Origin of the sequence: Pseudidiomarina sediminum DSM 21906, assembly GCF_000423165.1 — a bacterium.
GTDB lineage: Bacteria > Pseudomonadota > Gammaproteobacteria > Enterobacterales > Alteromonadaceae > Pseudidiomarina > Pseudidiomarina sediminum.
This window is the reverse complement of record NZ_AUHL01000005.1, coordinates 1-22,871: the sequence shown is the minus strand read 5'-3', so window position 1 is coordinate 22,871 and position 22,871 is coordinate 1. Positions and strand designations below refer to the sequence as shown.

Sequence of the window (22,871 nt, the reverse complement as noted above, 5' to 3'; positions counted from 1 at the left end):
TGCTTTTGTTGTTCAAAAGATTCGGAAGATTATCATGAACTTGCATGAGTATCAGGCCAAACAACTCTTTAAAGAGTTTGGTTTGCCAGTATCTGAAGGCTTCGCAGTTGACACTGCAGACGAAGCTGTTGAAGCTGCCAAAAAAATCGGCGGCGATCGTTGGGTTGTTAAAGCACAAGTTCACGCTGGTGGCCGTGGTAAAGCGGGCGGTGTAAAACTTGTTTCTAGCCATGACGAAGTACACGCCTTTGCCAGCAACTGGTTAGGTAAAAACTTAGTTACTTATCAAACAGATGCGAACGGTCAGCCTGTTGCCAAAATCTTGGTTGAAAGCTTGACTGACATCGCTTCTGAGCTTTATCTCGGTGCCGTTGTTGACCGCGCAACACGTAAAATCGTGTTCATGGCGTCAACTGAAGGTGGTGTTGAGATCGAGAAAGTTGCTGAAGAAACGCCTGAGAAAATTTTGAAAGCAATCATCGACCCAACGGTTGGTGCACAGCCTTACCAAGGTCGTGAATTAGGCTTCAAACTTGGCTTGAACCCTGATCAAGTGAAGCAGTTCACGAAAATCTTCCTTGGCCTTGCGAAAATGTTCGAACAGTACGACTTCGCATTGCTTGAAATTAACCCATTGGTGATCACCGAGCAAGGCAACCTGCACTGCTTGGACGGTAAGATCAACATCGACAGCAACGCGCTGTATCGTCAACCAAAAATCCGTGAAATGCACGATCCTTCGCAAGAAGACGAGCGTGAAGCACAAGCAGCTCAGTGGGAACTGAACTACGTTGCACTCGACGGTAACATCGGTTGTATGGTGAACGGTGCTGGCCTTGCAATGGGTACTATGGACATCGTTAAGCTTGCTGGCGGCCAGCCTGCAAACTTCTTGGATGTTGGTGGCGGCGCGACCAAAGAGCGCGTGACCGAAGCATTCAAAATCATCCTGTCTGATGACGCAGTACAAGCCGTGTTGGTAAACATCTTCGGCGGTATCGTACGTTGTGACATGATTGCTGAAGGCATCATGGGCGCAGTTGAAGAAGTTGGCGTTAAAGTACCTGTAGTGGTTCGCCTTGAAGGTAACAACGCTGAACTAGGTCGTCAAAAATTAGCAGAAAGTGGCCTGAACATCATTGCAGCAGAAAGCTTGTCTGACGCTGCTGATAAAGTGGTTGCTGCGGCAGGAGGTCAATAATGTCTGTTTTGATCAATAAAGATACCAAAGTGATCTGCCAGGGTTTCACTGGTGGCCAAGGTACATTCCACTCTGAGCAAGCGATTGCTTACGGCACGCAAATGGTTGGCGGTGTAACGCCAGGTAAAGGTGGTCAAACACACCTTGGCTTGCCTGTATTTAACACTGTTGCTGAAGCAGTAGAAGCAACAGGTGCAACTGCATCTGTCATCTACGTACCAGCACCTTTCTGTAAAGACTCAATCATCGAAGCTGCAGACGCAGGCATCGAGTTGATCGTATGTATCACTGAAGGTATCCCTACCTTAGATATGCTTTACGTGAAAGAATATTTGACGCACAAAGGCGTGCGTATGATCGGTCCAAACTGCCCAGGTGTTATTACTCCTGACGAGTGTAAGATCGGCATCATGCCAGGCCACATCCACAAGAAAGGTAAAGTGGGTATCGTGTCACGTTCAGGTACCTTGACCTATGAAGCGGTCAAGCAAACCACTGACGAAGGTTTCGGCCAGTCAACCTGTGTTGGTATCGGTGGTGACCCAATTCCTGGTTCTAACTTCATCGACATTCTCGAAATGTTCGAAAAAGATCCAGAAACCGAAGCTATCGTTATGATCGGTGAAATCGGTGGTACTGCAGAAGAAGAAGCTGCTGAGTACATCAAGGACAACGTGACCAAGCCAGTTGTATCATACATCGCTGGTGTTACTGCTCCTCCGGGCAAGCGTATGGGTCACGCGGGCGCAATCATTTCTGGTGGTAAAGGTACTGCAGACGAGAAGTTTGCTGCCCTTGAAGCCGCTGGCGTGAAAACCGTTCGTAGCCTTGCTGACATCGGTAAAGCATTACGCGAAAAAACGGGCTGGTAAGCGCGTTTGAGATGACTTAGGTCATCACGCAGAAAACAAAAGCACTGGTCTTCGGATCGGTGCTTTTTTGTTCTTATTAACATAAAACATACATAGTGCGTTGATAACCGTCGTGTATTTACAATTGTCGGAATTACGCTAATCTCAAGAGTGGTTGCTTTTTAACCTTTTCAACAGCTCATGAGATAACTTCAATGAAAAAGTGGATTTTGCTTGCGATACTCGCATTGGCAGCATGGAATTATAGCTTGAATCAAGAAGCTGAAGAGCGTGGCGAAGAGCGCGGTTTAGTGAAAGAAATCGTGCAGGGCGTGCGCGGTGCAGTCTACAAACGCGATCCACGATTTCGCTGCGATGGACGGCGTTACTGCAACGAAATGCGTTCGCGTGACGAAGCCATGTTTTTTCTCACCCATTGCCCAGAAACGCAACTCGACGATGATAACGATGGTCAGCCGTGTGAGCTTGATTTTCCACCCCCGAATAATCCGTAACACTTCCTGCTAGCGATACCTTTGTGTAACACGTATGCTAAAACCTTCTAGCAAGAGGTGATGTATGCATAAAAAGCCAATTTTGGTGGTGTTATTGGGGGTCGCGGTAGGGCTTTGGTTCGTGGCCCAGTGGTTGCATGGCAATCGTTCAGCCATGGTCACCGTCGAAATGACCCGCACCGAACAACAGCAGTGGTTGTTAGAGTACACCTTCGCGAAACCGGTGCAGCAGGCGACTTTTATTCGCAACCCCGATAGCAGCCGGCAACAACGCTGGCAACCGCTGGAGGCGGGCTTTTATATTGGCCGTGACGCTGAGCAACGGGAATTCATTGCGCGCGCAGACGGACAGCCGTTTCAAAGTGTGGCATTTCAATTAACCCCTACCTATGTCAGCTTGCGGAAGGACTACGCACCCTTTATGCCTTTTAGCGATGGCGGAGTAGCGTGGTTTACTGGCCGTTTTAAAATTTGCCCAGAGCATTGCCAAAGTGCCATGCAATTTGTCTACACCTTTACCATGCGCGCGCCCGAAGATGTGCATATTCTTATTCCTGAGCAACAGGGCATGGGCGCACTGAGTTGGCAAGAAACCAGTGCGACTGACGGGAGTCTGGTTTACGTAGGGCCGCAACAGGGCAATAGCGAGGGCGTACGTGGGGTGACGACTTTGCTTGACCCGCAACTTCCGACGAGCTTACAGCAGGGCTTGGCAACCGAAACTCCGGCCTTACTTAACTTTTTCAATGCACGGCTGCCGAGTTTAACCTATACGCCGATGGTGCTTGCCTCGTATAGCACGACCGATGACGGCCGCTACGGTTATCAAGGCGGCGTCGTTAACCAACAAATGACCTTACATTGGTATGGAGCGGTGCTATCGGAGCGCTTACGGGGCGCGTATTTTGTTGAAGATACCTTGTGGTTTGTGGCACATGAATTTGCACATTTGTATCAAGCTGGGCAGTTTAGTCAGGATCAAGCGTGGATCCACGAGGGGGCGGCAGAGTTTATGGCGGCACGTTATTTGCAACAGTCGCCGCTGACCGCCGACTACACCGAGTTACGCTTCCAACAAGCGCGGCAAGACTGTGCTGAAGAACACGACCCGATTGCCGTCCATTATGCCTGTGGCTTGGTGTGGTCTGAGCGTATTGATGCTGAGATCCGCAAGCGACACGAGAGTGGCTTATTCTTTTTGTGGTATATGTACATTGATGCGTTGCAACAGGAGACCTCTGCGCAACCTGATTATACTGAGCTGTACTACAAGTTAATGGGCGAGGTGACGAGTGAAGCCTTTGCTACGGAGCTTGAAGAAACCATCAGCGCTCGTTACCGAGCGCTGCAATAAATGAAATTGGCTTAAGCGAGACGAGCAATCGTCTCTTGCGCCTTCTCAAGCGCTTGTTGACGTGGTTCATCGCCGAGGTTTACACCCTCAGCACGCACCACGGTTACATCGGTGATGCCAACAAAAGCTAAGGCTTGGCGCAAGTAGCTTTCTTGATGATCCATTGCTGCGGCGTCACCTTCGCTGTAGATACCACCGCGACCTGAAGCAATATAAACCTTTTTACCGGTTAATAAGCCTTGTGGACCTTGCTCGGTATACTTAAAGGTAACCCCCGCCTTGAGAATCCGATCCAACCAAGCTTTTAACTGAGTCGGGATCGTAAAGTTGTACATTGGTGCGCCAATGACCAGTACGTCTGCGGCGAACACTTCGTCTAAGAGCGTTTGGGTGAGCGGGTTGTGCTCTGCTAATAAGGCTTCGGCGTCCAAATGGGGTACTGGCTCAGTGACCAAATCACGGTACACCACCTCGGTGGCCTCATCGGCAAAACGTGCAACAATTTGCTGGCTGAGCTGACGGCTGACCGACTGCTCAATGAAAATACCGGAATCGATATGTAAAACCTTCATAGTTACTCCAAATTTCTGATATGCGCTGTGTGTTATCAATGCGGTTAGTATACCGAGTTCCAAAAATGGTGGTAGATCGCTATTATGGAAACAATCGTTCCATAATTGGAACGAATCAAGGAGTGGACGATGAGCTTACCTGATTTAACCAACTACCTTATTTTCGCGCGCGTGGTGGCGGCTGGCAGCATTAGTGCGGGTGCTCGCGAACTCGGGATGCCGAAATCGACGGTGAGTCGTCGGCTGACCGAATTGGAAGAAGAGCAGGGCATTCGTTTGGTGCACCGTTCAACGCGCGGCTTGAAACTTACCGACGTCGGCCAGGCCTTTTTAATCCACTGTGAAGCCTTGGTGAGCGCGGCGGAAGCGGCGCAACAAGTGACCCAGCGGGTGCGCGAAACACCACGTGGTACTGTGCATGTCGCGTCACCTTATGCGCTCAGTCAGAGCTTATTAACCGAATTGCTGCCCCCCTTTATGCACGATTATCCAGAAGTGAATGTTGAGCTGACGGTGACTAACCGCCCGGTGAATCTCATTGACGAGGGCATCGATATCGCCTTACGGGTACGTTCATCCATCGACGATTCTTCGCTGATTGCTAGGCCCTTGGCCGATTCGCCACTGACAATATATGCGGCGCCGAGTTTATTGCAACAACGCGGCGTACCGAAACACCCATTGGATCTGATGGACATGCCCCAGTTATCGTTACATTACACCAGTGGACGCTATGCGTATCAGTTAACGGCCGACGATGGCGAGCGCTTAACCGTGAGCTTTACCCCGCGCCTGATTACTGACGATATGATTGTGTTACGTGAAGCGGCCATGCAAGGCTTGGGGCTGGTCGCTTTGCCGAATTATTTATGTGCCGAAGCCCTGCAAACAGGACAATTACAACGGGTGTTACCCCATTGGCACTTACCGATGGGCATCATGCACTTAGTGTATCCACACCGCCGGGGCTTGTTACCCGCCGTACGGGTGTTGATTGATTATTTAGTGGCGCATGTTCCTGCGGTTTCGCAACGTTCGCTGGTGATGGAGTGAACAGTTGATAAGCGCCCGAAGGCTCTCTACAATCAAATCAACTTATCGTTAAAAAGAGTATCGAGATCATGGACTTCCAACCCAGTGAAAGAACCCTCGCGTACCGGCAGCGGCTGATCGCTTTTATGCAAGCGCATATCGAGCCCATTGAAGCGAATTACCACAAAGAAAACCGCCGCTTAAACCCCGATGGACAATGGACGCACTGGGACGTCTCACCGGTGGTGGCGGAGCTTAAAGAGCGCGCGAAAGCGGAAGGGTTGTGGAATCTCTTTTTACCCGATGCAAAGCTTGGGGCGGGACTCAGTACCTTGGAGTATGCACCCTTGGCTGAAGTGATGGGGCACAGTTTGTTGGCGCCTGAAGTCTTTAACTGTAATGCGCCTGATACCGGGAATATGGAAGTTTTGTATCACTTCGGCAGTGCCGCGCAACAAGAGCGTTACTTGACGCCATTGTTAGCTGGTGACATTCGTTCGGTGTTTTGTATGACGGAGCCGGATGTGGCGTCATCAGATGCGACCAATATGCAAACCACGATTGTTGCCGATGGCGATGAGGTAGTGATTAACGGGCGTAAATGGTGGTCCACCGGCATTGGTCACCCACAGGCTGAATTCGCAATTGTGATGGGCTTAACCGATCCAGATGCGGCAAAACATCAGCGCCACTCGATGGTGTTGGTGCCGTTAAGCACTACGGGCGTTACCATTGAGCGGATGTTACCGGCGTTTGGCGAGTACGATGCACCTTATGGCCATGGTGAAGTACGTTTTGACCAGGTGCGGGTGCCAAAAGCGAACGTGATTGGTGATTTAGGTGCGGGCTTTAAAATTGCCCAAGGACGCTTAGGCCCAGGCCGTATTCACCACTGCATGCGCGCCATTGGCGCGGCAGAAAAAGCATTGCAGTTATTTATGCAGCGAGGGCAAGAGCGTATCGCCTTTGGCAAACCTTTATTGCAACTTGGTGGCAACCTTGAACGGGTTGCTGACATGCGGATTGCGATTGATCAAGCGCGTCTGCTGACGTTCTACGCGGCGTGGAAAATTGACCAAGTTGGGGCGATGAACGCTTTGGCAGAGATTTCTGCCATCAAGGTGGTGGCCCCAAATGTGCTGCAGCAGGTGGTGGACGAAACCATTCAGCTGTATGGCGGTGCAGGAATGAGTCATGACGTGCCACTGACGCAATTGTTTGCCGTGGCACGGGCGCTGCGTATTGCCGATGGTCCTGATGCCGTGCATCGCAATACAATTGCGAAAGTCGAATTAGCGAAATATCGAGGCGCTTGAGATGACGGCAGACGCTAAGGGAGTTGATCAAGCGCGTGCGGTACGCAAGGGTGAAGAACTTCCCGTTGCTAAACTACAGGCTTATTTAAAACAGCACTTCCCGGAGTTAGAGGGCGATGTCGCGGTGACGCAATACAGTGGCGGCGCCTCGAATTGGACCTATCGCTTGCAGTTTGCCAATGCCGATTGGATCTTACGACGTCCACCGGCGGGCACAAAAGCCAAGTCAGCGCATGATATGGGGCGTGAATACCGCTTGCAAAAAGCGCTTGCGCCGGTCTATCCCTATGTTCCAAAAATGCTGCATTACACCGACGATGCCAGCATTATTGGCGATGAATTCTATCTGATGGAACGCATTGCTGGCATTATTCCGCGCCAGTCGATGCCACGAGAATTGACACTAACGACCACGCAAACACGCCAGCTGTGTGAGCATGCGTTAGACAGCTTGATTGCACTGCACCGTATCGATATTGAGCAACATCACTTGACTGAACTGGGCAAAGGCAAAGGTTACACCGAGCGCCAAGTGCTTGGGTGGAACAAGCGTTATCGCCAAGCCAAGACGTGGAATGTGCCCAAGAGTGAAGGCATCATGCGCTGGCTCGAGCAGCATATGCCGAAACACGAACGCCTGTGCATGACCCACAATGATTTTCGCTTTGATAACCTGGTCTTGGACGTGAACGACCCGACCCGAATTATTGGTGTGTTGGATTGGGAATTGGCCACCATTGGCAACCCACTGATGGATTTAGGCAATAGCCTGGCCTATTGGATTCAGGCCGATGATGATGCGATTGCCCGTTCAACCCGACGCCAACCGACGCATTTACCGGGCATGATGACGCGCCAAGAAGTGATCAACTATTACTGCCAAAAAATGGATGTTGAGGTCAAAGACTTTACCTTTTACGAAGTCTTTGGCTTGTTCCGATTAAGCGTTATTGCTCAGCAAATTTACTACCGTTACCATCATAAACAGACCCGCAACCCGGCGTTCAAGCATTTCTGGTTTTTGGTCAATTACCTGCATTGGCGCTGTCGCCGTTGTATCAAAAAAGGGAGTTAACATGCCACATAACACGCGTAAAACGATTCTTATAACAGGCGCGAGTTCAGGACTAGGCGAAGGTATGGCGCGAGAGTTTGCCGCCAAGGGGCGTAATTTGGCGCTCTGCGCACGACGAACCGAGCGTCTGGAACAATTAAAAACCGAGTTGGAGCAGTTGTACCCCAAATGTCGTATTAGCATCAAAGCCTTAGATGTGAATGATCATGAAGCGGTGTTTCACGTATTTCAGGAATTTCGTCGTGAGTTCGGTTGTCTTGACCGTGTGATCGTGAATGCCGGCATGGGCAAAGGCGCTTCATTGGGCACCGGCTATTTTCACGCCAATGTGCAAACCGCGCAAACCAACTTTGTGGCAGCCCTAGCGCAATGTGAGGCGGCACTTGAAATTTTTCGTGATCAAAACCAAGGCCATCTGGTGACCATTAGTTCGATCAGTGCGTTGCGTGGGATGCCGCGAGCGATGACCGTCTATGCTGCCACCAAAGCAGGGTTGCTGGCCCTGACAGAGGGGATTCGTGCCGATCTGATTCGCTCCGAGTCACCGATTAAGGTCAGCTGCATTTTACCGGGGTACATCCGCTCAGAAATTAACGAAAAGGTGAAAAAGACGCCGTTTATGATTGATACTCAAACGGGCTGTCGTTTGTTGGTGAAAGCAATCGAGAAAGAGCCGGTAACTGCCTACGTACCACGTTGGCCTTGGGCAGTTATCGGCTTTCTGATGAAGCGTTTACCGCTTAAATGGGTGATGAAGCTCGGTTAATCTGTCGCACAATTGGCAACCCGTTCGGTGGCAATACTGATGGTACGCGCACCTGTATCAGGCAGTTCATACACCACCGAACTGGTGGCGAGACTTAACCCGCCACGTGAACCTTGATGGTAAATCGTCAAGCGTTGTTGCGTGGTAAGGTCTTCCAACGCGAGGCGTAAGCAACCTTCCTCAAGAGGGACGGTGAGTAAACGTTGCCATTCATCTTCAACGCGTTTCTCCAGCCACACCTCGTGCCCCTTCCAGTTGGCATTGTCGCCACGTTGGCATTGGTAGAGGTACAACTGGGCAGCTTGATCGTCTGTCATCAGGGTTTGCAGCGCATGACAATTGGCGCTTTTCGGCAGTTCGGGTTGATACACCGTAAGTTGATAGACCAACACGGCAATAAAGAGCACTGCCAGGGTGATCCCTGCGGCGACAAACCATAAGCCTAAGCGGCGGAGCATGGCCTTGCAGCCTTGCATAAATGTTGCCATTAATCGTTTCCTTCTAAACCACTGTAGGGAAGCTCAGGGGCAAATAGACGCTCGCCTTGATAGCCGCTGACGGTACCAAAGCGCGGATGGCCAGCGTTCCACTCCTGTTGCGCACGGCGGATAGCGGCGGCATCGCTACTGACGAAATTCCACCACATATGAACCGGCTGGGCGAAGGCTTCGCCACCAATGACGAGCGCGACGGTATCCGCCGCAAGCTCAATGGTCACGCGCTTTCGGTCACTACCAAAGTAAATCAGCTCGTGTGGTTGAACGGTTTTATCAAGCGTGTCAACACGGCCACTGACCACATAGATGCCATACTCGTGCTCAGGATTGAGTTTCAGTTCTGTCACCGCCACGCGCGGGGTGGTTAATTGCATGGCAAAAATGGGGTGGAACTGAATAGCTGGTGACTGGTGACGCCGTTCGTCGTCGGCGTACTCGCCCAACAGGAGAGTGGCGCGACAGTCACCGAGACTAAATTGCGGTAATTTTTTGTAGTGATCGAAGCGCGCCGTTGTTGCTTCATCGGCTTCTGGCAAGGCGGCCCAGAGCTGCAGGCCATGGAGAGGGTCATCGAGTTGTGCATCGGCCACTTCGGCGTGGGCGATGCCATTGCCAGCAGTCATTAAATTGAGTTCACCCGCGCGCAAGGCTTGCTGATAGCCTAAACTATCTTGGTGAAACAATTGTCCTGATAGCAACCATGTAATGGTTTGTAAGCCGATATGGGGATGTGGCGGCACGCGAAAATTTTGATAGTCATGGGGTGCAACAGGGCCAAAATGGTCGAGAAAGCACCAAGGGCCAATCATACGTAATTGTCGCTGCGGCAGGCTGCGGAAGATTCCCAGCTTAGGTGTTAGTTGGCGTGGTAACGCAGGCAGCACAAAACTGTCACGGCGTAAATGCTCCGAACCACAGGTTACCGGTTGGTGTTCAGCATCTTGCGTTGTACGGGTCATGGTAAGACTCCTTAGCCAAGAGAGATAAGAGCAGTATGCCAGTGTCATTGCCGAAGGTCGATATTCGACCTCAGTCGACTTCCTTCTTTTCGTAAGATTGGTTAAGGTGAAACAAAGCACAAGGAGCATTTTATGATTTACGCACTGATTCTGATTGTGATTGGTTTTGCGGTCGTATTAAGTGGTGTTTGGGAGCAAAATTTGGTGACCATCGTTCTTGGTCTCTTTATTGAAATCGTGGGCTGGGTGGGCTTTTGGATCACTTGGCGTGCCGCGAAAAAACAAGGAAATATGCATAACAATGATAAAAACTAGCATAGCAAAACGGATTGGCGCCTTAGCACTGATTGTTGCAGGTTTACTCTCTGCAGTTCTCGGACCTGCCGGTGAAAACACCGCCAGTTGGCGCTGGTTAGGGCTCTTTTTGTTGCTTCTTGGCGTGTATTTTTTATTAGGACAACGCGCCTCAAGTGAACAGCGTGCAGAAGCTGCACAACAGCATGCCACCACACCCCCGCTGAAATGGTATCAATCGCCGATTTTGTGGGTGCCGATTGTCGGCGCTATTGTATTTTTGGTTGCGCTTGCGCTGCAGTCGTAACGAGGAGGGCGTATGTCGTTAACCCAGCGTTTGGTGATTTTAGCAGGGCTTGTTGGACTGTTGTTTTTCAATGCCAGTGAAGCCCAGCTTTGGGCTGCCACAGTTGACTATCAATTAAGTTGGTATCGCTTAGGCGTACCGTTGGCGTGGGGTGTGGTTTTAGGCGCACTCTTGCAGTTACTTGGCGTGCAGCAACTGACCAAGTGGTTGGAGCCGCTGACCTTTATTAGCGCCTCATTGACGACCTTAGGGTTAACCGGAGCGGCGGCGGTGTATGTTGCCCATCAACAAACCGCCTTGCTTTTGCCGCCGTTCATGGTGGCCGCTATCGGCGTCGGTTTGTATCTATTTGTCTACAGTTACGCGCGCTTCGCTGCCGCGCAACGCAATAAAAAAGAGTCTTAGTTAATGCTGTTAAATTGTGATTTAGGTGAAGGTTTTGGCGTTTGGAAAATGGGTGATGACAGTGCGGTCATGCCGTTGATTGACCAAGCCAATATCGCCTGCGGTTTTCACGCCGGAGATTTTGCCACGATGCAAAACTCGGTGCGTTTGGCCAAAGCGCACGGAGTGATGATAGGGGCACACCCAAGTTACCCTGATTTGTATGGGTTTGGTCGTCGTGACATGCACTTTAGTGCGGATGAGCTACGGGCCCAATTGCTCTACCAAATTGGTGCATTGGATGCCATCTGTCATGCCGAGCAAGTACCACTGGCCTATGTGAAGCCGCATGGTGCCTTGTACAACGCGATGCAGCGTGACGATGAACTGTTCACTGTAGTGGTTCGCACCTTGGCTGAACTTAACCGCGGCCGCCCGCAACCGTTAAAACTAATGACGTTGGCAAAAATGCAACGGGGTGAAGTGATGGAAATCGCCGCCCAGTACGATGTCGATTTACTGTTCGAGGCCTTTGCCGATCGTCGCTATGAGAGTAGTGGACAATTACGCTCACGTCAGTTTGAAGGTGCTGTGCTTGAGACCCCCGAACAAATTGTTGCCCAAGCCTTAGCGTTTGCGCGCGGAGAGAGCATTTCTAGTTATGATGGTGGCGCTATTTTGCTTCCTGCCGATACGCTTTGTGTCCATGGTGATAATCCGCAAGCGCTGGCGGCGGTGAAGGCGATCCGCGCCGAGTTATCATGAGTACCTGGCAATTTCAAAGTGCCGCTGCGGATGCGCTGATGATCCACCTTGAGCCCCGCATTGAGCTGACCATTAATGCGCGGGTGCAACAGCTCGCGCGAAGCTTACCTGTAAAGTTTCCGTGGCTGCTTGAAGTGGTGCCGAGCTATCATAGCCTGTTGCTCTATTATGATGTGCTGCAATGTGATGAGAAACAGGTTCGGGAACAACTCAAACCTGTGGTTGATGCTCTTTTGCAAGAACCTTTAAGCATGGTCTCGCAAGGGAAGCTGCACACCATTGAAGTCTGTTATGACCCTGAACTTGGTGCCGATTTGCATCGTATTGCCGCAGATTTTAGCGGGGGTATCGATGACGTGATTCGATTGCATACTGAGCCGACCTATCACGTTTATGCACTTGGGTTTGCGCCGGGGTTTGCTTATATGGGCGATGTGGTGGAGGCGCTTCGTCGTGAGCGTCATGCCACGCCACGGCAACGGGTGCCACGCGGCAGTGTGGCGATTGCGGGGCAGCAAACCGCGCTGTATCCGCAAACCTCGCCCGGTGGTTGGCAATTGTTAGGCCGAGCATGTCGGTGGCCGCAGTTGCACGCCGGGGATCAAGTGCGCTTTGTCTCCATTGATCGCGCACGCTACACAGAGCAATGCAAGGATGCCACCAATGACTAAGGTGAGCGAGGTACTCAGAGTTACCCAGCCGGGTTTGCTGGCCACGTTGCAAGACTTTGGTCGTTATGGTTATCAGGCGCTGGGGATAACCCACGGCGGGCCGATGGACGAGCGTGCGTTTTTATGGGCCAATCGCTTGCTTGGTAATACGTATGATTGCGCGCAAATTGAGATCACCCTCGGCCACTTCAAAGCAACCTTTACGCGTGATTGCCTGTTTGTGGTGACCGGTGCTGATTTTCCATTGACCTTAGCTGGGCAACCCATCAAAGCATGGCGGGTGAGCCAAGCGCGGGCCGGAGATGAATTAACCATCGCCAGCCATGGCAAGGCATTGCGTTGCTATCTGGCCGTAGCGGGTGGGTTTAGCGCAACGCCGGTGTATGGCAGTGTGGCGACCGTTCTTCGTGACCGTCTTGGCGGCCTGCGAGGTGAGGGGGCGCCGCTGATAGCAGGTGATCGCCTGTCCGCACCGGAGCTTATGGCGCAAACGCTAGAAAGCCGACGGCCAAGCAGCCGTTTAAACTTTGCTGTGCCGCAAGAGCCCGAATTGGCGGTAGTTGCCAGTGGTCAATGGGCGCAATTCGCGCGCACGACGCGGGAGCAGTTTGTGCAACAAAGCTATCAGGTGAGTGCGCGGCAAGACCGTATGGGCATTCGGCTTGAGGGTGAGCAGGCGTTGACCGACGTGCCACGGCAGATGATTTCAGAGCCGCTCCCGCTCGGGGCCATTCAAGTGCCTGCCGATGGTCAGCCAATTGTGATGATGAATGACCACCAAACCTTGGGTGGTTATCCTAAAATTGCCACGCTGACGTGGCTCTCGCGAAGTTTGCTGGCGCAGCTGCCGGCAGGGCGAAGGGTACGTTTTCGATGGCAAACATTAGCCGAAGCGCAACGTGAATTACGTCAGGCTTATCGGTTTTTCTCGGTGGTGCGCAAACCGTCGCGCTAGAGTGCGTGGCAAGCCTTGCGCACAGGCGCATAACCTGCGATCATAAACGCCATTTTGGCCCCTGCCCAACGGTCGGCAGCGCGCGCCTTATTTTCATCAAAGTTTGGAGAAGTAACGTCCATGGCAGCAGACGCGCCTCGCAGTAACTTTATTCGTCACATCATCGACAAGGACCTTGCCAGTGGCAAGCATAGCTCGGTGCACACGCGGTTCCCACCTGAGCCGAATGGCTTTTTGCATATCGGTCACGCGAAATCGATCGTGTTGAACTTCGGTATTGCAGAAGACTACCAGGGTACCTGTAACTTGCGTTTTGACGACACCAACCCATTGAAAGAAAAAGTCGACTACGTAAACTCTATTCAAGAAGACGTACGCTGGTTGGGCTATCAATGGCAGGGCGAGCCGCGTTATTCGTCAAACTATTTCGATCAACTACACGCCTATGCGGTGGAGTTAATTGAAAAAGGTTTGGCCTATGTCGACTTCTCTAGTCAGGACGAAATGCGTGAAATGCGCGGCACCTTGAAAGAGCCAGGCACCAATAGTCCGTACCGTGACACCCCAGTTGCAGAGAACTTGCAGCATTTTGCCGATATGACGGCGGGCAAGTTTGAAGAGGGTAAAGCAGCACTGCGTGCGAAAATCGATATGAGTTCGCCATTCATGTGTATGCGTGATCCGGTGATTTACCGTGTCCGTTTTGCTCATCATCACCAAACCGGTGATAAGTGGTGCGTCTACCCAATGTACGATTTTACGCACTGTATTTCGGATGCTTTGGAAGGCATTACCCATTCGTTGTGTACCTTAGAATTCCAAGACAACCGTCGGTTGTACGACTGGGTGCTGGATAATATCAGCATCGACTGCCATCCGCAGCAAATCGAGTTCTCACGCTTGAACTTGCAATACACAGTGATGAGCAAGCGCAAGCTGAACGAATTGGTTGAAGAAGGTAAGGTGAGTGGGTGGAATGACCCACGGATGCCGACCATTGCGGGTATGCGTCGTCGTGGGTATACGCCAAGTTCAGTGCGTGAGTTCTGCCACCGCATTGGCGTGACCAAGATGGACAACCAAGTTGAAATGAGCATGCTGGAAGCTTGTCTTCGTGACGAGCTTAACCATGGCGCACCGCGCGCAATGGCGGTGATCGATCCAGTGCGTTTAGTGATTGAGAACTACCCAGAAGGCGAAGTGGAACAGTTACAAGCGCCGAATCACCCAAGTGATGAAAGCATGGGTAGCCGGGAAGTACCCTTTGCGCGTGAAATTTACATCGAGCGCGAAGATTTCCGTGAGTCAGCCAATAAAAAGTACAAGCGCTTAGTACTTGAGAAAGAAGTGCGGTTACGTAACGCTTATGTGATTAAAGCTGAGCGGGTGGAAAAAGATGCTGAAGGCAACATCACCACGATTTTCTGTAGCTATGACCCAGACACCCTAGGCAAAGACCCGGCGGATGGCCGTAAGGTTAAAGGCGTGATTCATTGGGTTGCGGCAGCACATGCCAAACCAGCAGAATTCCGTTTGTACGATCGTTTGTTTCAAGTACCGAACCCAGCTGCAGAAGAAGACTTCTTCAGTACCTTGAACCCAGATTCGTTGCGGGTACAGCATGGCTTTGTTGAGCCAAGCATGGCCACAGCAGAAGCTGAGAAGCCGTATCAGTTTGAACGCATTGGTTACTTTTGTGCTGACAACCAAGACAGCACACCTGAACATCTAGTGTTTAACCAAACCGTTGGTTTGCGTGATACGTGGAACGACGAAGCTTAAGCTTCGCCGTTCTCTTGTTGCGACCGGATACGGACATTAGTTGAGGGTCGCAAGTTCAATGCGGGCGGCAGCGCCAAACAAGGCGCTGGCGTCACCTTCAATCGCCCCAGTCGGGGTAATGGTCGGCCATAAGCCTGGCAAACTTTCCAACACTTCTTTGACCTCATCGATCGCGGCTTGATTTGCCTCAATTTGTGCTGCCGTTAGATTGGCAAAACGTGCTTTGGCAATGGTCGTAAAGCCATAGGCATCTTGGAATTCGTGCACGTTGACCACTTTGCCTTGCTGGATGCCAAGGTCATATTCTTCCGCAGCAGTCAATAACATGCTGCTTAAGCTCAATAGCACAGCTTTGACCGAGTGCTCGCTAATGCGCTCGCTGGCGCTAATTGCAGCTAAGAGCTGGTCGTAGGCAGCATTGACGGCGGCCGCCCCTTGATCATCAGTTACCGCGTCGGCAAGTTGCTGTAATTCATCGGCAAAGCCTGCGACGTTACGGGCGGTAAAGGCCGGAACAAGGGCGCTGTAGAGTTCATCTTTTGGATGCTTCATGTGGGTTTTTGCCATGGCAAGATGGCCTTCATCATACAGCTGCTTGCCAACGTATAAATGGCCTCGAATAAGACCGAGTTGCGCCAAGTACGCGGCATCATTGGTACGTAAATCAAGTTGGCCCGAACCTTCGCCTTCGCCTTCACCACCGCCTTGGCCGGCGAGCGGAGCAACAAAGTTCATGGTGGTCGCGGTCATAGCGTGATCAAAGGTTTGTGGCTGGGCTACGGCAGAGGTGGTACTGGTGGTTAACACCGCAGCACCAACGGCGAGCCAGATTTTGCGTTTCTCATGCATAAGGTTGATCCTGTCGTGCGAATGAAGGGCTAAGATTGCGTACAATCAGCGTGTTTTGTATACTGCGTATAATTTCATAAATGAGATTCATTCTCAATAGTGGTGCTTATGATCCTACACATCCAGCAAGTCATTGATGCCGGCACACTGTCAGTGATTCGTGACAAACTTCAGCAACAAGTGTTTGCCAATGGTCTTGAAACGGCGGGCTGGGCGGCTGAAAAAGTGAAACAAAATCAGCAGTTACGGGCTCCACATCCCATTATTGAGTTGCTGCAACAGCGTCTTATGGCGCATCCGTTGGTAAAAGCCGCGGCGCAACCTGCACAATGGGTGAATGTGATGGTCAACCGTTACGACACCGGTCAGCATTATGGCACCCATATGGATGACGCTCTGATGGGCGGTGTACGTACTGATCTTTCGTTTACGCTTGGCTTAAGTGCTGCGGACAGTTATCAAGGTGGGGCATTGGTGATCGAAGATAGCTCTGGTGAGCGCAGCTGGCGCCTCGAACAAGGTGACGTTTTGTTATACCCGACGCAATTCCTGCATCGCGTTGAAGCGGTCACCGAAGGTACGCGCTTTGCGTTAGTGGGCTGGATTGAAAGTATGTTGCGAGAGCCGCAGCAGCGCGAAATGTGCTTCGATTTGCACCAAGCGATGCAAGCCGAGTTCCAACAACACGGCAAAACCGCACAATATGACCTACTCAGCAAAACCTATCAGAACTTGCTCCGACGCTGGGCGAAGCGTTAGTTGCGCTCGCCACGATACGCACTTACCAGACAAACACCCGCGGTATCAGCCATAACGCGGTCACACTGTAAGCCACCAGTACCAAGACGCCAATCCGCGCGAAGTCCTTAAAACGATAATTCCCCGCATTCATCACCATCAGATTCGTTTGACGGCCATAAGGGCTAATAAAGCTTGCTGAAGCGCCAAAAGTAACGGCCATTACAAAGGGCATAATACTAACGCCCAAACTTTCCGCAATTCCTACCGCTATCGGAAATACAATCGCTGCCGCTGCGTTGTTGGTGACGACTTCGGTGATCATCCAAGTCATCACAAATACGCCAATCATTGCGGCCATTGGCGTTACGTTATTGTCGGTTACTCTGTCCAGCAACCACAAGAACGCATTGGTAACATCGTTAGCTAAACCAGAGCTTACAAAAACACTAGCAATGCACAGCGCTGAGCCAATGATTAACCAGATATCCACCGGTAAGCGACGGCGAATGTCGGCTGGCGACAGTACTTTAGTGGATAAAATGATTGCTAAATAGGTTAAAAGACCTGTAAACAGGGTGAAATGACCTAATGCGGTGCCGAGGACGACTCCGGCGAACCCCAATAGCGTGATTGCCTCTTGTTTGCCTGTCAGCGTATGACTCAAACGCTGACTTTCGAGGAGGAAAAAGTTTTGTTCAAGGTTATGGTGCCGATAAAAGTCTTCACTGGTGGCCAGCACTAAGCGATCTCCCGCGCGGATTTTGACTTGTCCAAGCTTACCTGATAGCCGTTCTCCACCTCGACCTATGGCAACTACGGCGGCATCGAACAAGCCACGAAAGTTAGCTCCTTTCAGCGTACGGCCGACTAGAGTGGATGTGGGGCTCACGATAACTTCCGCAAGACTGTTATGCAAAAGGCCATTATTGGGTGTCGCCTCTTCGTTATCGTTGAGGGCTGCTTGAGCGAACATACTCACGCCCGGTAGTTGGCTGATCAGTTGTGCCTGCTTGACGTCTCCACAAAACACCAAGCCGTCGTTCGCTAACAACACCGTGTCTGGTTGTACCGGCGTAATGAGCTGTTTTTGACCTTCGGCTGTTCTTCTTACCACTTCGGTTAGGAATAAACCGTCGAGCGCGCGTAAGCCGGCTTGCTGTACAGTTTTCCCGACTAATGGCGAGTCGTCATTGATTTTGGCATCCAAGAAGTAGTCTTGGCTGATCGTTTGCTCGCCGCCGCCTTTGGGGAGTAGGTAAGCTGCGACACAAACTGTCGCACCAGCCACCGCCAGCACACCTAAACCTATCGGTAGAAAATCGAAAAAGCCAAAGCCTGGGTGACCGGTTTCCATCAAAAAGCTATTGACGACAAGGTTGGTAGAGGTACCAATAAGCGTTAATACGCCACCTAAGATAGCGAAATAACCCAGCGGTATCAGTAAACGCTGCGCCGGGTGTTCGCGGTTTTTGCGTACACTCTGCATAAGTGCAGCGACGACCGCGGTGTTATTCAAAAAGGCTGAAGTGACACTCACCCAGCCCATCATTTTTAAAAGCGTGATGAACTGGCTTTTGTGGAGCAGCTTGCGGCTGACCCATTGCAGCGTGCGCGTGCGCTCTAGCGCCATTGAGCCCATGAGCAATAACATCAACGTCACGAGCGATTCATTGGCGTAATGATGAAGGAGTTCTTGGCTGGTAATCAGTGCTGGTAGGTAAAGCGCACCGGCTGCTGCGACAAAAAGTGTCGCAGGTCGAAACCTGGAGGCAATCAGCCCTGCGAAAAGTGTCACAATGATCATTCCTACATAGAGTTGAGCCATGGGCACTCTTTGGTTTCGTGTTGTTCGATTAGCGGTGATAGGCGACTTATTGGAAGTACCCGTTCATTTTTATATCTGCAATGTTACGCGTCAATTTGGGCGGGAAAGTAACAAACTCCGGTGTTTTAAGCAATGAATTTACAACAAAAGTGTTTTTGATTGGTTGTTTTATCGTTACCTTTTTACCATAAAAGGTGTCGGGAAATCTCAGGCCTTACCAAACCGTGGTGAACAAGTTACAGTGGAAACACTTGATGGTGATAGGGCTAGAGTGGACTTTGTAACGACTAAAGGTGGGCAGCCAAACCTTGTTGAGGTGAAAACAGGGAATGCTTCACTTTCTAAAGGTCAGCAAGCAGTTAAAGATGCAATTGGTAGAGGAGAACCGGTCATACCTCGGGGAGCTAATGCGGAGAAAGCTGGCTTACCTGTAGGTGAAAAGGTTGCGTGTTCGTTTGAAGAGAAAAGGTGTTAGGTGATGTCCGGTAAATTAATACCTATGGGAAAATTACTAAGCGATACATGTATTTCTCTTTTTAAAGAAATAGGTTTTAAAAAGAAGAAAGAAGGTATTTTTTATAAACAATATGGTGATGATCTGTATCTGAGAATCGGATTTAACGAATCAGACAAGTCAGCTAATTCACTTGTGATAAACCCAATGTTTGGTGTCGGTTGGAGGAAGTTAGAGTCATTTTTGACTGAGTGCAATAAGGGAAAATACTCTCCATACTTGTATGCTAGTTTTTCATCTAATATTGGAGGATTTGATGATAATAATGATGTCGTTAAATTTACCTTTGAGAGGGATAACATCATCGAAGATGCACAGTCGTTTCAGGAGTATTTGAATTTTATATCTCTTAAAACAGAAGAGCGTTTTGCCAGTCATTCTGATTTATTAGACGGGCTTCTGAGGTATACCTATGTAAGGCAGCAACAAGAAAAATTAGCCTGTTATCATTTCTTACTTGGTGATAAATCAAAGGCTCTTAATATTCTTGACAAAGAGAGGGAACGCTTGAGTTCAGCTCACCCCGTTATGCAAGAAGAGTTTGAAATGTTTGCTAATGAGTTTAAGTCTAAAGTAACCAGTTGATTCTTGTTAATAATTAATGAACAAAGCCCACACCCGTGGGCTTTGTTGCTTCTGGGGTTAGGCAGCCAACTCGTTTGGTAAGGCCTGATGTAACTACTCCGTAAAATAATACAGCCTACTCGTAGAATTTCTTTTAAACTAAAACAAAGGAGTTTTACGGTGAGCAAACGCATGACAGAAAGCCAGATTGTGGCGATTTTAAAAGAAGCCGAAGCCGGTATGCCGGTGAAAGAGCTCTGCCGTAAGTACGGTATCGGTAATTCAACATTTTATAAATGGCGTGAAAAATACGGTGGTATGGAAGCGTCTGACGTTCGCCGCTTAAAAGAGCTTGAAGAAGAAAACCGCCGGCTTAAGCAGATGTATGCTGAGCTGAGCCTCAAATCACAGATGCAAGAAGACATTATAAAAAAGCTCTAGCACCTGTGGCAGAACGAAAAATATGGGCACGCGAGTTGCAGGTGCAGTATAAGGCAAGCATTGTAAAGTGCTGTGCTGTGCTGTGCTGTGCTGTGCTGTGCTGTGGTTGGCATCAGCCGAACCGCTTACTATTACGAGTTGAAGCTGACCGATGATGATTAAATCATTGATGTTTTGAATGCTTTAGTCGAAAGACATCATCGGTGGGGCTTCCCGAAGTGTTTCAAACGCCTTCGTAAGCTAGGCCACCGCTAGAACCACAAGCGTATTTATCGCGTTTATACTGAGCTGAAAGTGAACATGCGGCGCAAAGGTAAAAAGCGGCTACGCAATCGCAATCCAGAGCCGCTATCTGTTCCAAATGCACTGGGTAAGTCCTAGTCGATGGACTTTATGAGCGATAGCCTGCACAACAAAGTTAGGTTTCGTACATTTAACGTGATTGATGATTTTAATCGCGAAGTATTAGGTATTGATATTGCGACCAGCATGCCGTCATTGCGCGTTGTACGGTATCTTGACCAACTTGCTGAATGGCACGGCTACTCTGAAAAAATTCGGGTTGATAACGGCAGCGAATTTACCTCGGAAGTATTCGTGAACTGGGCAAAAGCGCATAGCATTATAATTGATTACATCAAGCCCGGCTGTCCATACCAGAACGCTTACATTGAACGGTTTAACCGAACTTATCGTGACGATGTACTCGATTGCTACATCTTCAACAACCTGAACGAAGTGAAGCAAATAACCGAAGACTGGATTGAGCTATATAACAATGAACAACCGCACGATTCACTCAATGACATGACACCGTTTGAGTACCGAAATGCGGCATAAATATTCTACGAGATGACTGTGTTATAAATGGGGTATTTACACAGCCTAAGACAACAAAGCCCGCTAGTGCGGGCTTTAATCACTTAAACTAATGCTTCGCTAATTAACTCGCTAAATTCATTAGTATCAACTCTGCCTAATTTATTTTCCATTTCCTTAAAAACATCTTCGGCCTTTAACAGCTCCAACTTCAGCAACCTTTTTATTTCGAAAGCGTCATTTGACGTAAGTATCTGTTGGTATGACTCAGTTGAAAACAACAGATCAAATGACAAATACCCCTCATAAGATGAATCACCCAGCAAGGGGTTTTTCAAGGTAAATTTTTTCTTGTACCTAGGCTTTTGAGGTTTTACAAACTCTTCATATTCATCCAAAACCTCTTGAATAATCAATTTGATACCAATGTATTCAAGTCCTAAAACTGTCTTGGACAGCTCAGCTCTCTGCTCAATTGCATTTGTCAGCTCCTTAATAACACCCAATTTAGGCCTGATATTTGTATCTATTTCATAAGCAAATAATAATTTCATCGTCTAATTTTATTTCCCGGCGGTAGTGTTCCAGTTTTTGCTAAGTGAGTGTAAATTTTTAACTTTTCTGCTAGTAGCACTTGGCGTTGTGTGCCCCGATATTGTGGTTCTAGTGAAAGCCTTCGACCAGCCAATCCACCATTTAATCGTGCTTCTGAATATCTAGTAGCGGGTTTCGTTGTTTGACCATACTTCCAAACATCCCCTTCATTTAACCACATAACACCACTTGAACAGTTATAACAAATATAATCACCACTTTCTTCCGCTATTAAAGCATACTGAATACCGTTTGGCCCATTAGGTTTGGTTCTGATATTAGCTAGATCATTCTCAAGACGAGCATAATCTTCTTTAGAGAGTTCAGGCTCTAAATCAAGTGCAGTATTATGGAGAATATTTTCCTCAATGATTGGTTGCGCTAAAGCCTCCATTTGCTCATCAGTAGCAGTAGAGGTTGGAGCTAAAGCCATACCAATTACGCCGCCTTTTTTGAGGGATTTCAGCACTGCCTGAGCAACACCTTTCACCGTTTCACCTACAGAGCTTCCCCCTTGCTGGGTTTGCGGTGAAGTAGTACTGGTTTGCTTAGGAGAACCAATGTCCATCGTGGCCACCTTCCCACCACTGAATGTCGCTGAAAACGATTGTGTAGCCCCATTAGAGTAAGTTGCAGTTCCACTGGCACCTGTTACAACTTCTCGTTTTATCCTTGATCCAGTAACAGCGACCTTTTCAGTCTGTTCCGTGTACTCAACCTTTTCTAACTCAGGTTCTTCTGGTGAATAACCTGTTGGATCAATACCGGACAGCGGATTGTTCATGATGTAGGAATAAGGATTAATCCCCTGTGAACCCTCATGAACAAACGGGTCCACCGACATAAACCGCCCAAGGTTATAATCATACACCCGCCCGTTCATATGAATTAGCTCTAGCTCATCCAAGTGAAGATGGTCCGTAAAACCACGTCGCGTGAGAGCTATGTTCTCGATCCCACCAAACGCCATAACGTTCGCTAGACGAGGGCGATAGCCCGGCTCCATCTGCTGCCCTCCCATTGTCCGCGGTTTACCAAATGCATCATAATGCCGTCGGCCAACAACCTGTCCTTGATCGTCACTAAACGTGAGAGCACTTCCTAAGCGGTCCTTATGAAGATAACTTATTCGGTACCCACTCTCCTGACTAAAACTAATAATTGCAAAATCATCTAAATAAACTTTCCAACTACCACTGACGGTCTCTTCGTACACTTTATCAATTTC

At 49.6% G+C, this 22,871-nt stretch carries 26 protein-coding genes and 1 pseudogene; 19 read left to right on the top strand and 8 right to left on the bottom strand.

The window, feature by feature from the left end; translation table 11 throughout:
* Positions 1-34: 34 nt before the first annotated feature.
* The 4 genes from sucC (at position 35) to G535_RS0100130 (ending at position 3,921) form a co-directional block, all read left to right on the top strand.
* Complete coding sequence (gene sucC / locus G535_RS0100145; protein WP_026860219.1) at positions 35-1,201, top strand: ADP-forming succinate--CoA ligase subunit beta; 1,167 nt, start codon at positions 35-37, stop codon at positions 1,199-1,201.
* Complete coding sequence (gene sucD / locus G535_RS0100140) at positions 1,201-2,073, top strand: succinate--CoA ligase subunit alpha (protein ID WP_026860218.1); 873 nt, start codon at positions 1,201-1,203, stop codon at positions 2,071-2,073. The genes sucC and sucD overlap by 1 nt, the downstream gene beginning before the upstream one ends.
* 194 nt (positions 2,074-2,267) lie before the next feature.
* Complete coding sequence (locus G535_RS0100135; protein WP_026860217.1) at positions 2,268-2,567, top strand: excalibur calcium-binding domain-containing protein; 300 nt, start codon at positions 2,268-2,270, stop codon at positions 2,565-2,567.
* Positions 2,568-2,631: 64 nt separating this feature from the next.
* On the top strand, positions 2,632-3,921 hold the full coding sequence (locus G535_RS0100130; protein WP_026860216.1) for a hypothetical protein: 1,290 nt from the start codon (positions 2,632-2,634) through the stop codon (positions 3,919-3,921).
* Positions 3,922-3,932: 11 nt separating this feature from the next.
* Here G535_RS0100130 and G535_RS0100125 read toward each other — a convergent pair whose 3' ends face one another.
* Positions 3,933-4,493, bottom strand: coding sequence for an FMN-dependent NADH-azoreductase (locus G535_RS0100125; protein WP_026860215.1), 561 nt, complete (start codon positions 4,491-4,493; stop codon positions 3,933-3,935).
* Positions 4,494-4,622: 129 nt separating this feature from the next.
* Between G535_RS0100125 and G535_RS0100120 the strand changes: the two genes are divergently transcribed.
* The 4 genes from G535_RS0100120 (at position 4,623) to G535_RS0100105 (ending at position 8,682) form a co-directional block, all read left to right on the top strand.
* On the top strand, positions 4,623-5,546 hold the full coding sequence (locus G535_RS0100120) for a LysR family transcriptional regulator (RefSeq protein WP_026860214.1): 924 nt from the start codon (positions 4,623-4,625) through the stop codon (positions 5,544-5,546).
* Positions 5,547-5,614: 68 nt separating this feature from the next.
* Positions 5,615-6,841, top strand: a complete 1,227-nt coding sequence (locus G535_RS0100115) for an acyl-CoA dehydrogenase family protein (RefSeq protein ID WP_026860213.1) — start codon at positions 5,615-5,617, stop codon at positions 6,839-6,841.
* Position 6,842: 1 nt separating this feature from the next.
* Complete coding sequence (locus tag G535_RS0100110; protein WP_026860212.1) at positions 6,843-7,916, top strand: phosphotransferase family protein; 1,074 nt, start codon at positions 6,843-6,845, stop codon at positions 7,914-7,916.
* A gap of 1 nt (position 7,917) precedes the next feature.
* Positions 7,918-8,682, top strand: coding sequence for an SDR family oxidoreductase (locus G535_RS0100105; RefSeq protein WP_026860211.1), 765 nt, complete (start codon positions 7,918-7,920; stop codon positions 8,680-8,682).
* On the opposite strand, the gene G535_RS0100100 is transcribed toward G535_RS0100105, so the two are convergent.
* Both G535_RS0100100 and G535_RS0100095 read right to left on the bottom strand, forming a co-directional pair.
* Positions 8,679-9,170, bottom strand: coding sequence for a hypothetical protein (locus G535_RS0100100; RefSeq protein WP_026860210.1), 492 nt, complete (start codon positions 9,168-9,170; stop codon positions 8,679-8,681). The two genes, G535_RS0100105 and G535_RS0100100, sit on opposite strands and share 4 nt — an antisense overlap.
* Complete coding sequence (locus G535_RS0100095; RefSeq protein ID WP_026860209.1) at positions 9,170-10,138, bottom strand: pirin family protein; 969 nt, start codon at positions 10,136-10,138, stop codon at positions 9,170-9,172. Before G535_RS0100095 ends, G535_RS0100100 begins: the two co-directional genes overlap by 1 nt.
* A 132-nt stretch (positions 10,139-10,270) precedes the next feature.
* Here G535_RS0100095 and G535_RS0100090 point away from each other — a divergent pair, with 132 nt between their 5' ends.
* The 6 genes from G535_RS0100090 to G535_RS0100065 are packed head-to-tail and all read left to right on the top strand — an operon-like array spanning position 10,271 to position 13,514.
* Positions 10,271-10,453, top strand: coding sequence for a hypothetical protein (locus G535_RS0100090; RefSeq protein WP_026860208.1), 183 nt, complete (start codon positions 10,271-10,273; stop codon positions 10,451-10,453).
* Positions 10,440-10,739, top strand: a complete 300-nt coding sequence (locus tag G535_RS0100085) for a hypothetical protein (protein ID WP_026860207.1) — start codon at positions 10,440-10,442, stop codon at positions 10,737-10,739. The genes G535_RS0100090 and G535_RS0100085 overlap by 14 nt, the downstream gene beginning before the upstream one ends.
* A 12-nt stretch (positions 10,740-10,751) precedes the next feature.
* Entirely contained in the window at positions 10,752-11,144 is a 393-nt protein-coding gene (locus G535_RS0100080; RefSeq protein ID WP_026860206.1) for a hypothetical protein, read from the top strand.
* Positions 11,145-11,147: 3 nt separating this feature from the next.
* Positions 11,148-11,888 carry a 5-oxoprolinase subunit PxpA gene (locus G535_RS0100075; RefSeq protein ID WP_026860205.1) on the top strand — a complete coding sequence of 247 codons (741 nt, stop codon included), beginning with the start codon at positions 11,148-11,150 and terminating at the stop codon, positions 11,886-11,888.
* Positions 11,885-12,559 carry a 5-oxoprolinase subunit B family protein gene (locus G535_RS0100070; protein ID WP_034727112.1) on the top strand — a complete coding sequence of 225 codons (675 nt, stop codon included), beginning with the start codon at positions 11,885-11,887 and terminating at the stop codon, positions 12,557-12,559. The genes G535_RS0100075 and G535_RS0100070 overlap by 4 nt, the downstream gene beginning before the upstream one ends.
* The gene (locus G535_RS0100065) at positions 12,552-13,514 is read left to right on the top strand and encodes a 5-oxoprolinase subunit C family protein (protein WP_034727109.1); all 963 of its coding nucleotides are present in this window, start codon (positions 12,552-12,554) and stop codon (positions 13,512-13,514) included. Before G535_RS0100070 ends, G535_RS0100065 begins: the two co-directional genes overlap by 8 nt.
* On the opposite strand, the gene G535_RS14320 is transcribed toward G535_RS0100065, so the two are convergent.
* Positions 13,511-13,636, bottom strand: coding sequence for a hypothetical protein (locus G535_RS14320; RefSeq protein WP_275069109.1), 126 nt, complete (start codon positions 13,634-13,636; stop codon positions 13,511-13,513). The two genes, G535_RS0100065 and G535_RS14320, sit on opposite strands and share 4 nt — an antisense overlap.
* On the opposite strand from G535_RS14320, the gene glnS reads away from it, so the two are divergent.
* Positions 13,635-15,296 carry a glutamine--tRNA ligase gene (gene glnS / locus G535_RS0100055; protein WP_026860202.1) on the top strand — a complete coding sequence of 554 codons (1,662 nt, stop codon included), beginning with the start codon at positions 13,635-13,637 and terminating at the stop codon, positions 15,294-15,296. The genes G535_RS14320 and glnS overlap by 2 nt on opposite strands.
* Before the next feature lie 36 nt (positions 15,297-15,332).
* Here glnS and G535_RS0100050 read toward each other — a convergent pair whose 3' ends face one another.
* Positions 15,333-16,145, bottom strand: a complete 813-nt coding sequence (locus G535_RS0100050; protein WP_026860201.1) for a hypothetical protein — start codon at positions 16,143-16,145, stop codon at positions 15,333-15,335.
* Between the two features lie 108 nt (positions 16,146-16,253).
* On the opposite strand from G535_RS0100050, the gene G535_RS0100045 reads away from it, so the two are divergent.
* Positions 16,254-16,904 (top strand): Fe2+-dependent dioxygenase, encoded by a 651-nt coding sequence (locus G535_RS0100045; protein ID WP_026860200.1) that lies wholly within the window; start codon positions 16,254-16,256, stop codon positions 16,902-16,904.
* Positions 16,905-16,926: 22 nt separating this feature from the next.
* On the opposite strand, the gene G535_RS0100040 is transcribed toward G535_RS0100045, so the two are convergent.
* Complete coding sequence (locus tag G535_RS0100040; protein ID WP_198678992.1) at positions 16,927-18,711, bottom strand: SLC13 family permease; 1,785 nt, start codon at positions 18,709-18,711, stop codon at positions 16,927-16,929.
* A 163-nt stretch (positions 18,712-18,874) separates the two neighbouring features.
* Here G535_RS0100040 and G535_RS0100035 point away from each other — a divergent pair, with 163 nt between their 5' ends.
* The 3 genes and pseudogenes from G535_RS0100035 (at position 18,875) to G535_RS13980 (ending at position 21,070) form a co-directional block, all read left to right on the top strand.
* A complete protein-coding gene (locus tag G535_RS0100035) occupies positions 18,875-19,186 on the top strand; it encodes a hypothetical protein (protein WP_026860198.1) in 312 nt (103 codons plus the stop codon).
* Between the two features lie 3 nt (positions 19,187-19,189).
* Positions 19,190-19,810 carry a hypothetical protein gene (locus G535_RS0100030; RefSeq protein ID WP_026860197.1) on the top strand — a complete coding sequence of 207 codons (621 nt, stop codon included), beginning with the start codon at positions 19,190-19,192 and terminating at the stop codon, positions 19,808-19,810.
* A gap of 171 nt (positions 19,811-19,981) precedes the next feature.
* Positions 19,982-21,070: pseudogene (locus G535_RS13980) on the top strand (IS3 family transposase).
* 83 nt (positions 21,071-21,153) lie between these two features.
* Here G535_RS13980 and G535_RS0100015 read toward each other — a convergent pair.
* Both G535_RS0100015 and G535_RS12460 read right to left on the bottom strand, forming a co-directional pair.
* Entirely contained in the window at positions 21,154-21,603 is a 450-nt protein-coding gene (locus G535_RS0100015; protein ID WP_026860194.1) for a hypothetical protein, read from the bottom strand.
* The coding region (locus G535_RS12460) for an RHS repeat domain-containing protein (protein ID WP_034727105.1) at positions 21,600-22,871 on the bottom strand (1,272 nt) is incomplete at its 5' end. The genes G535_RS12460 and G535_RS0100015, both read right to left, overlap by 4 nt.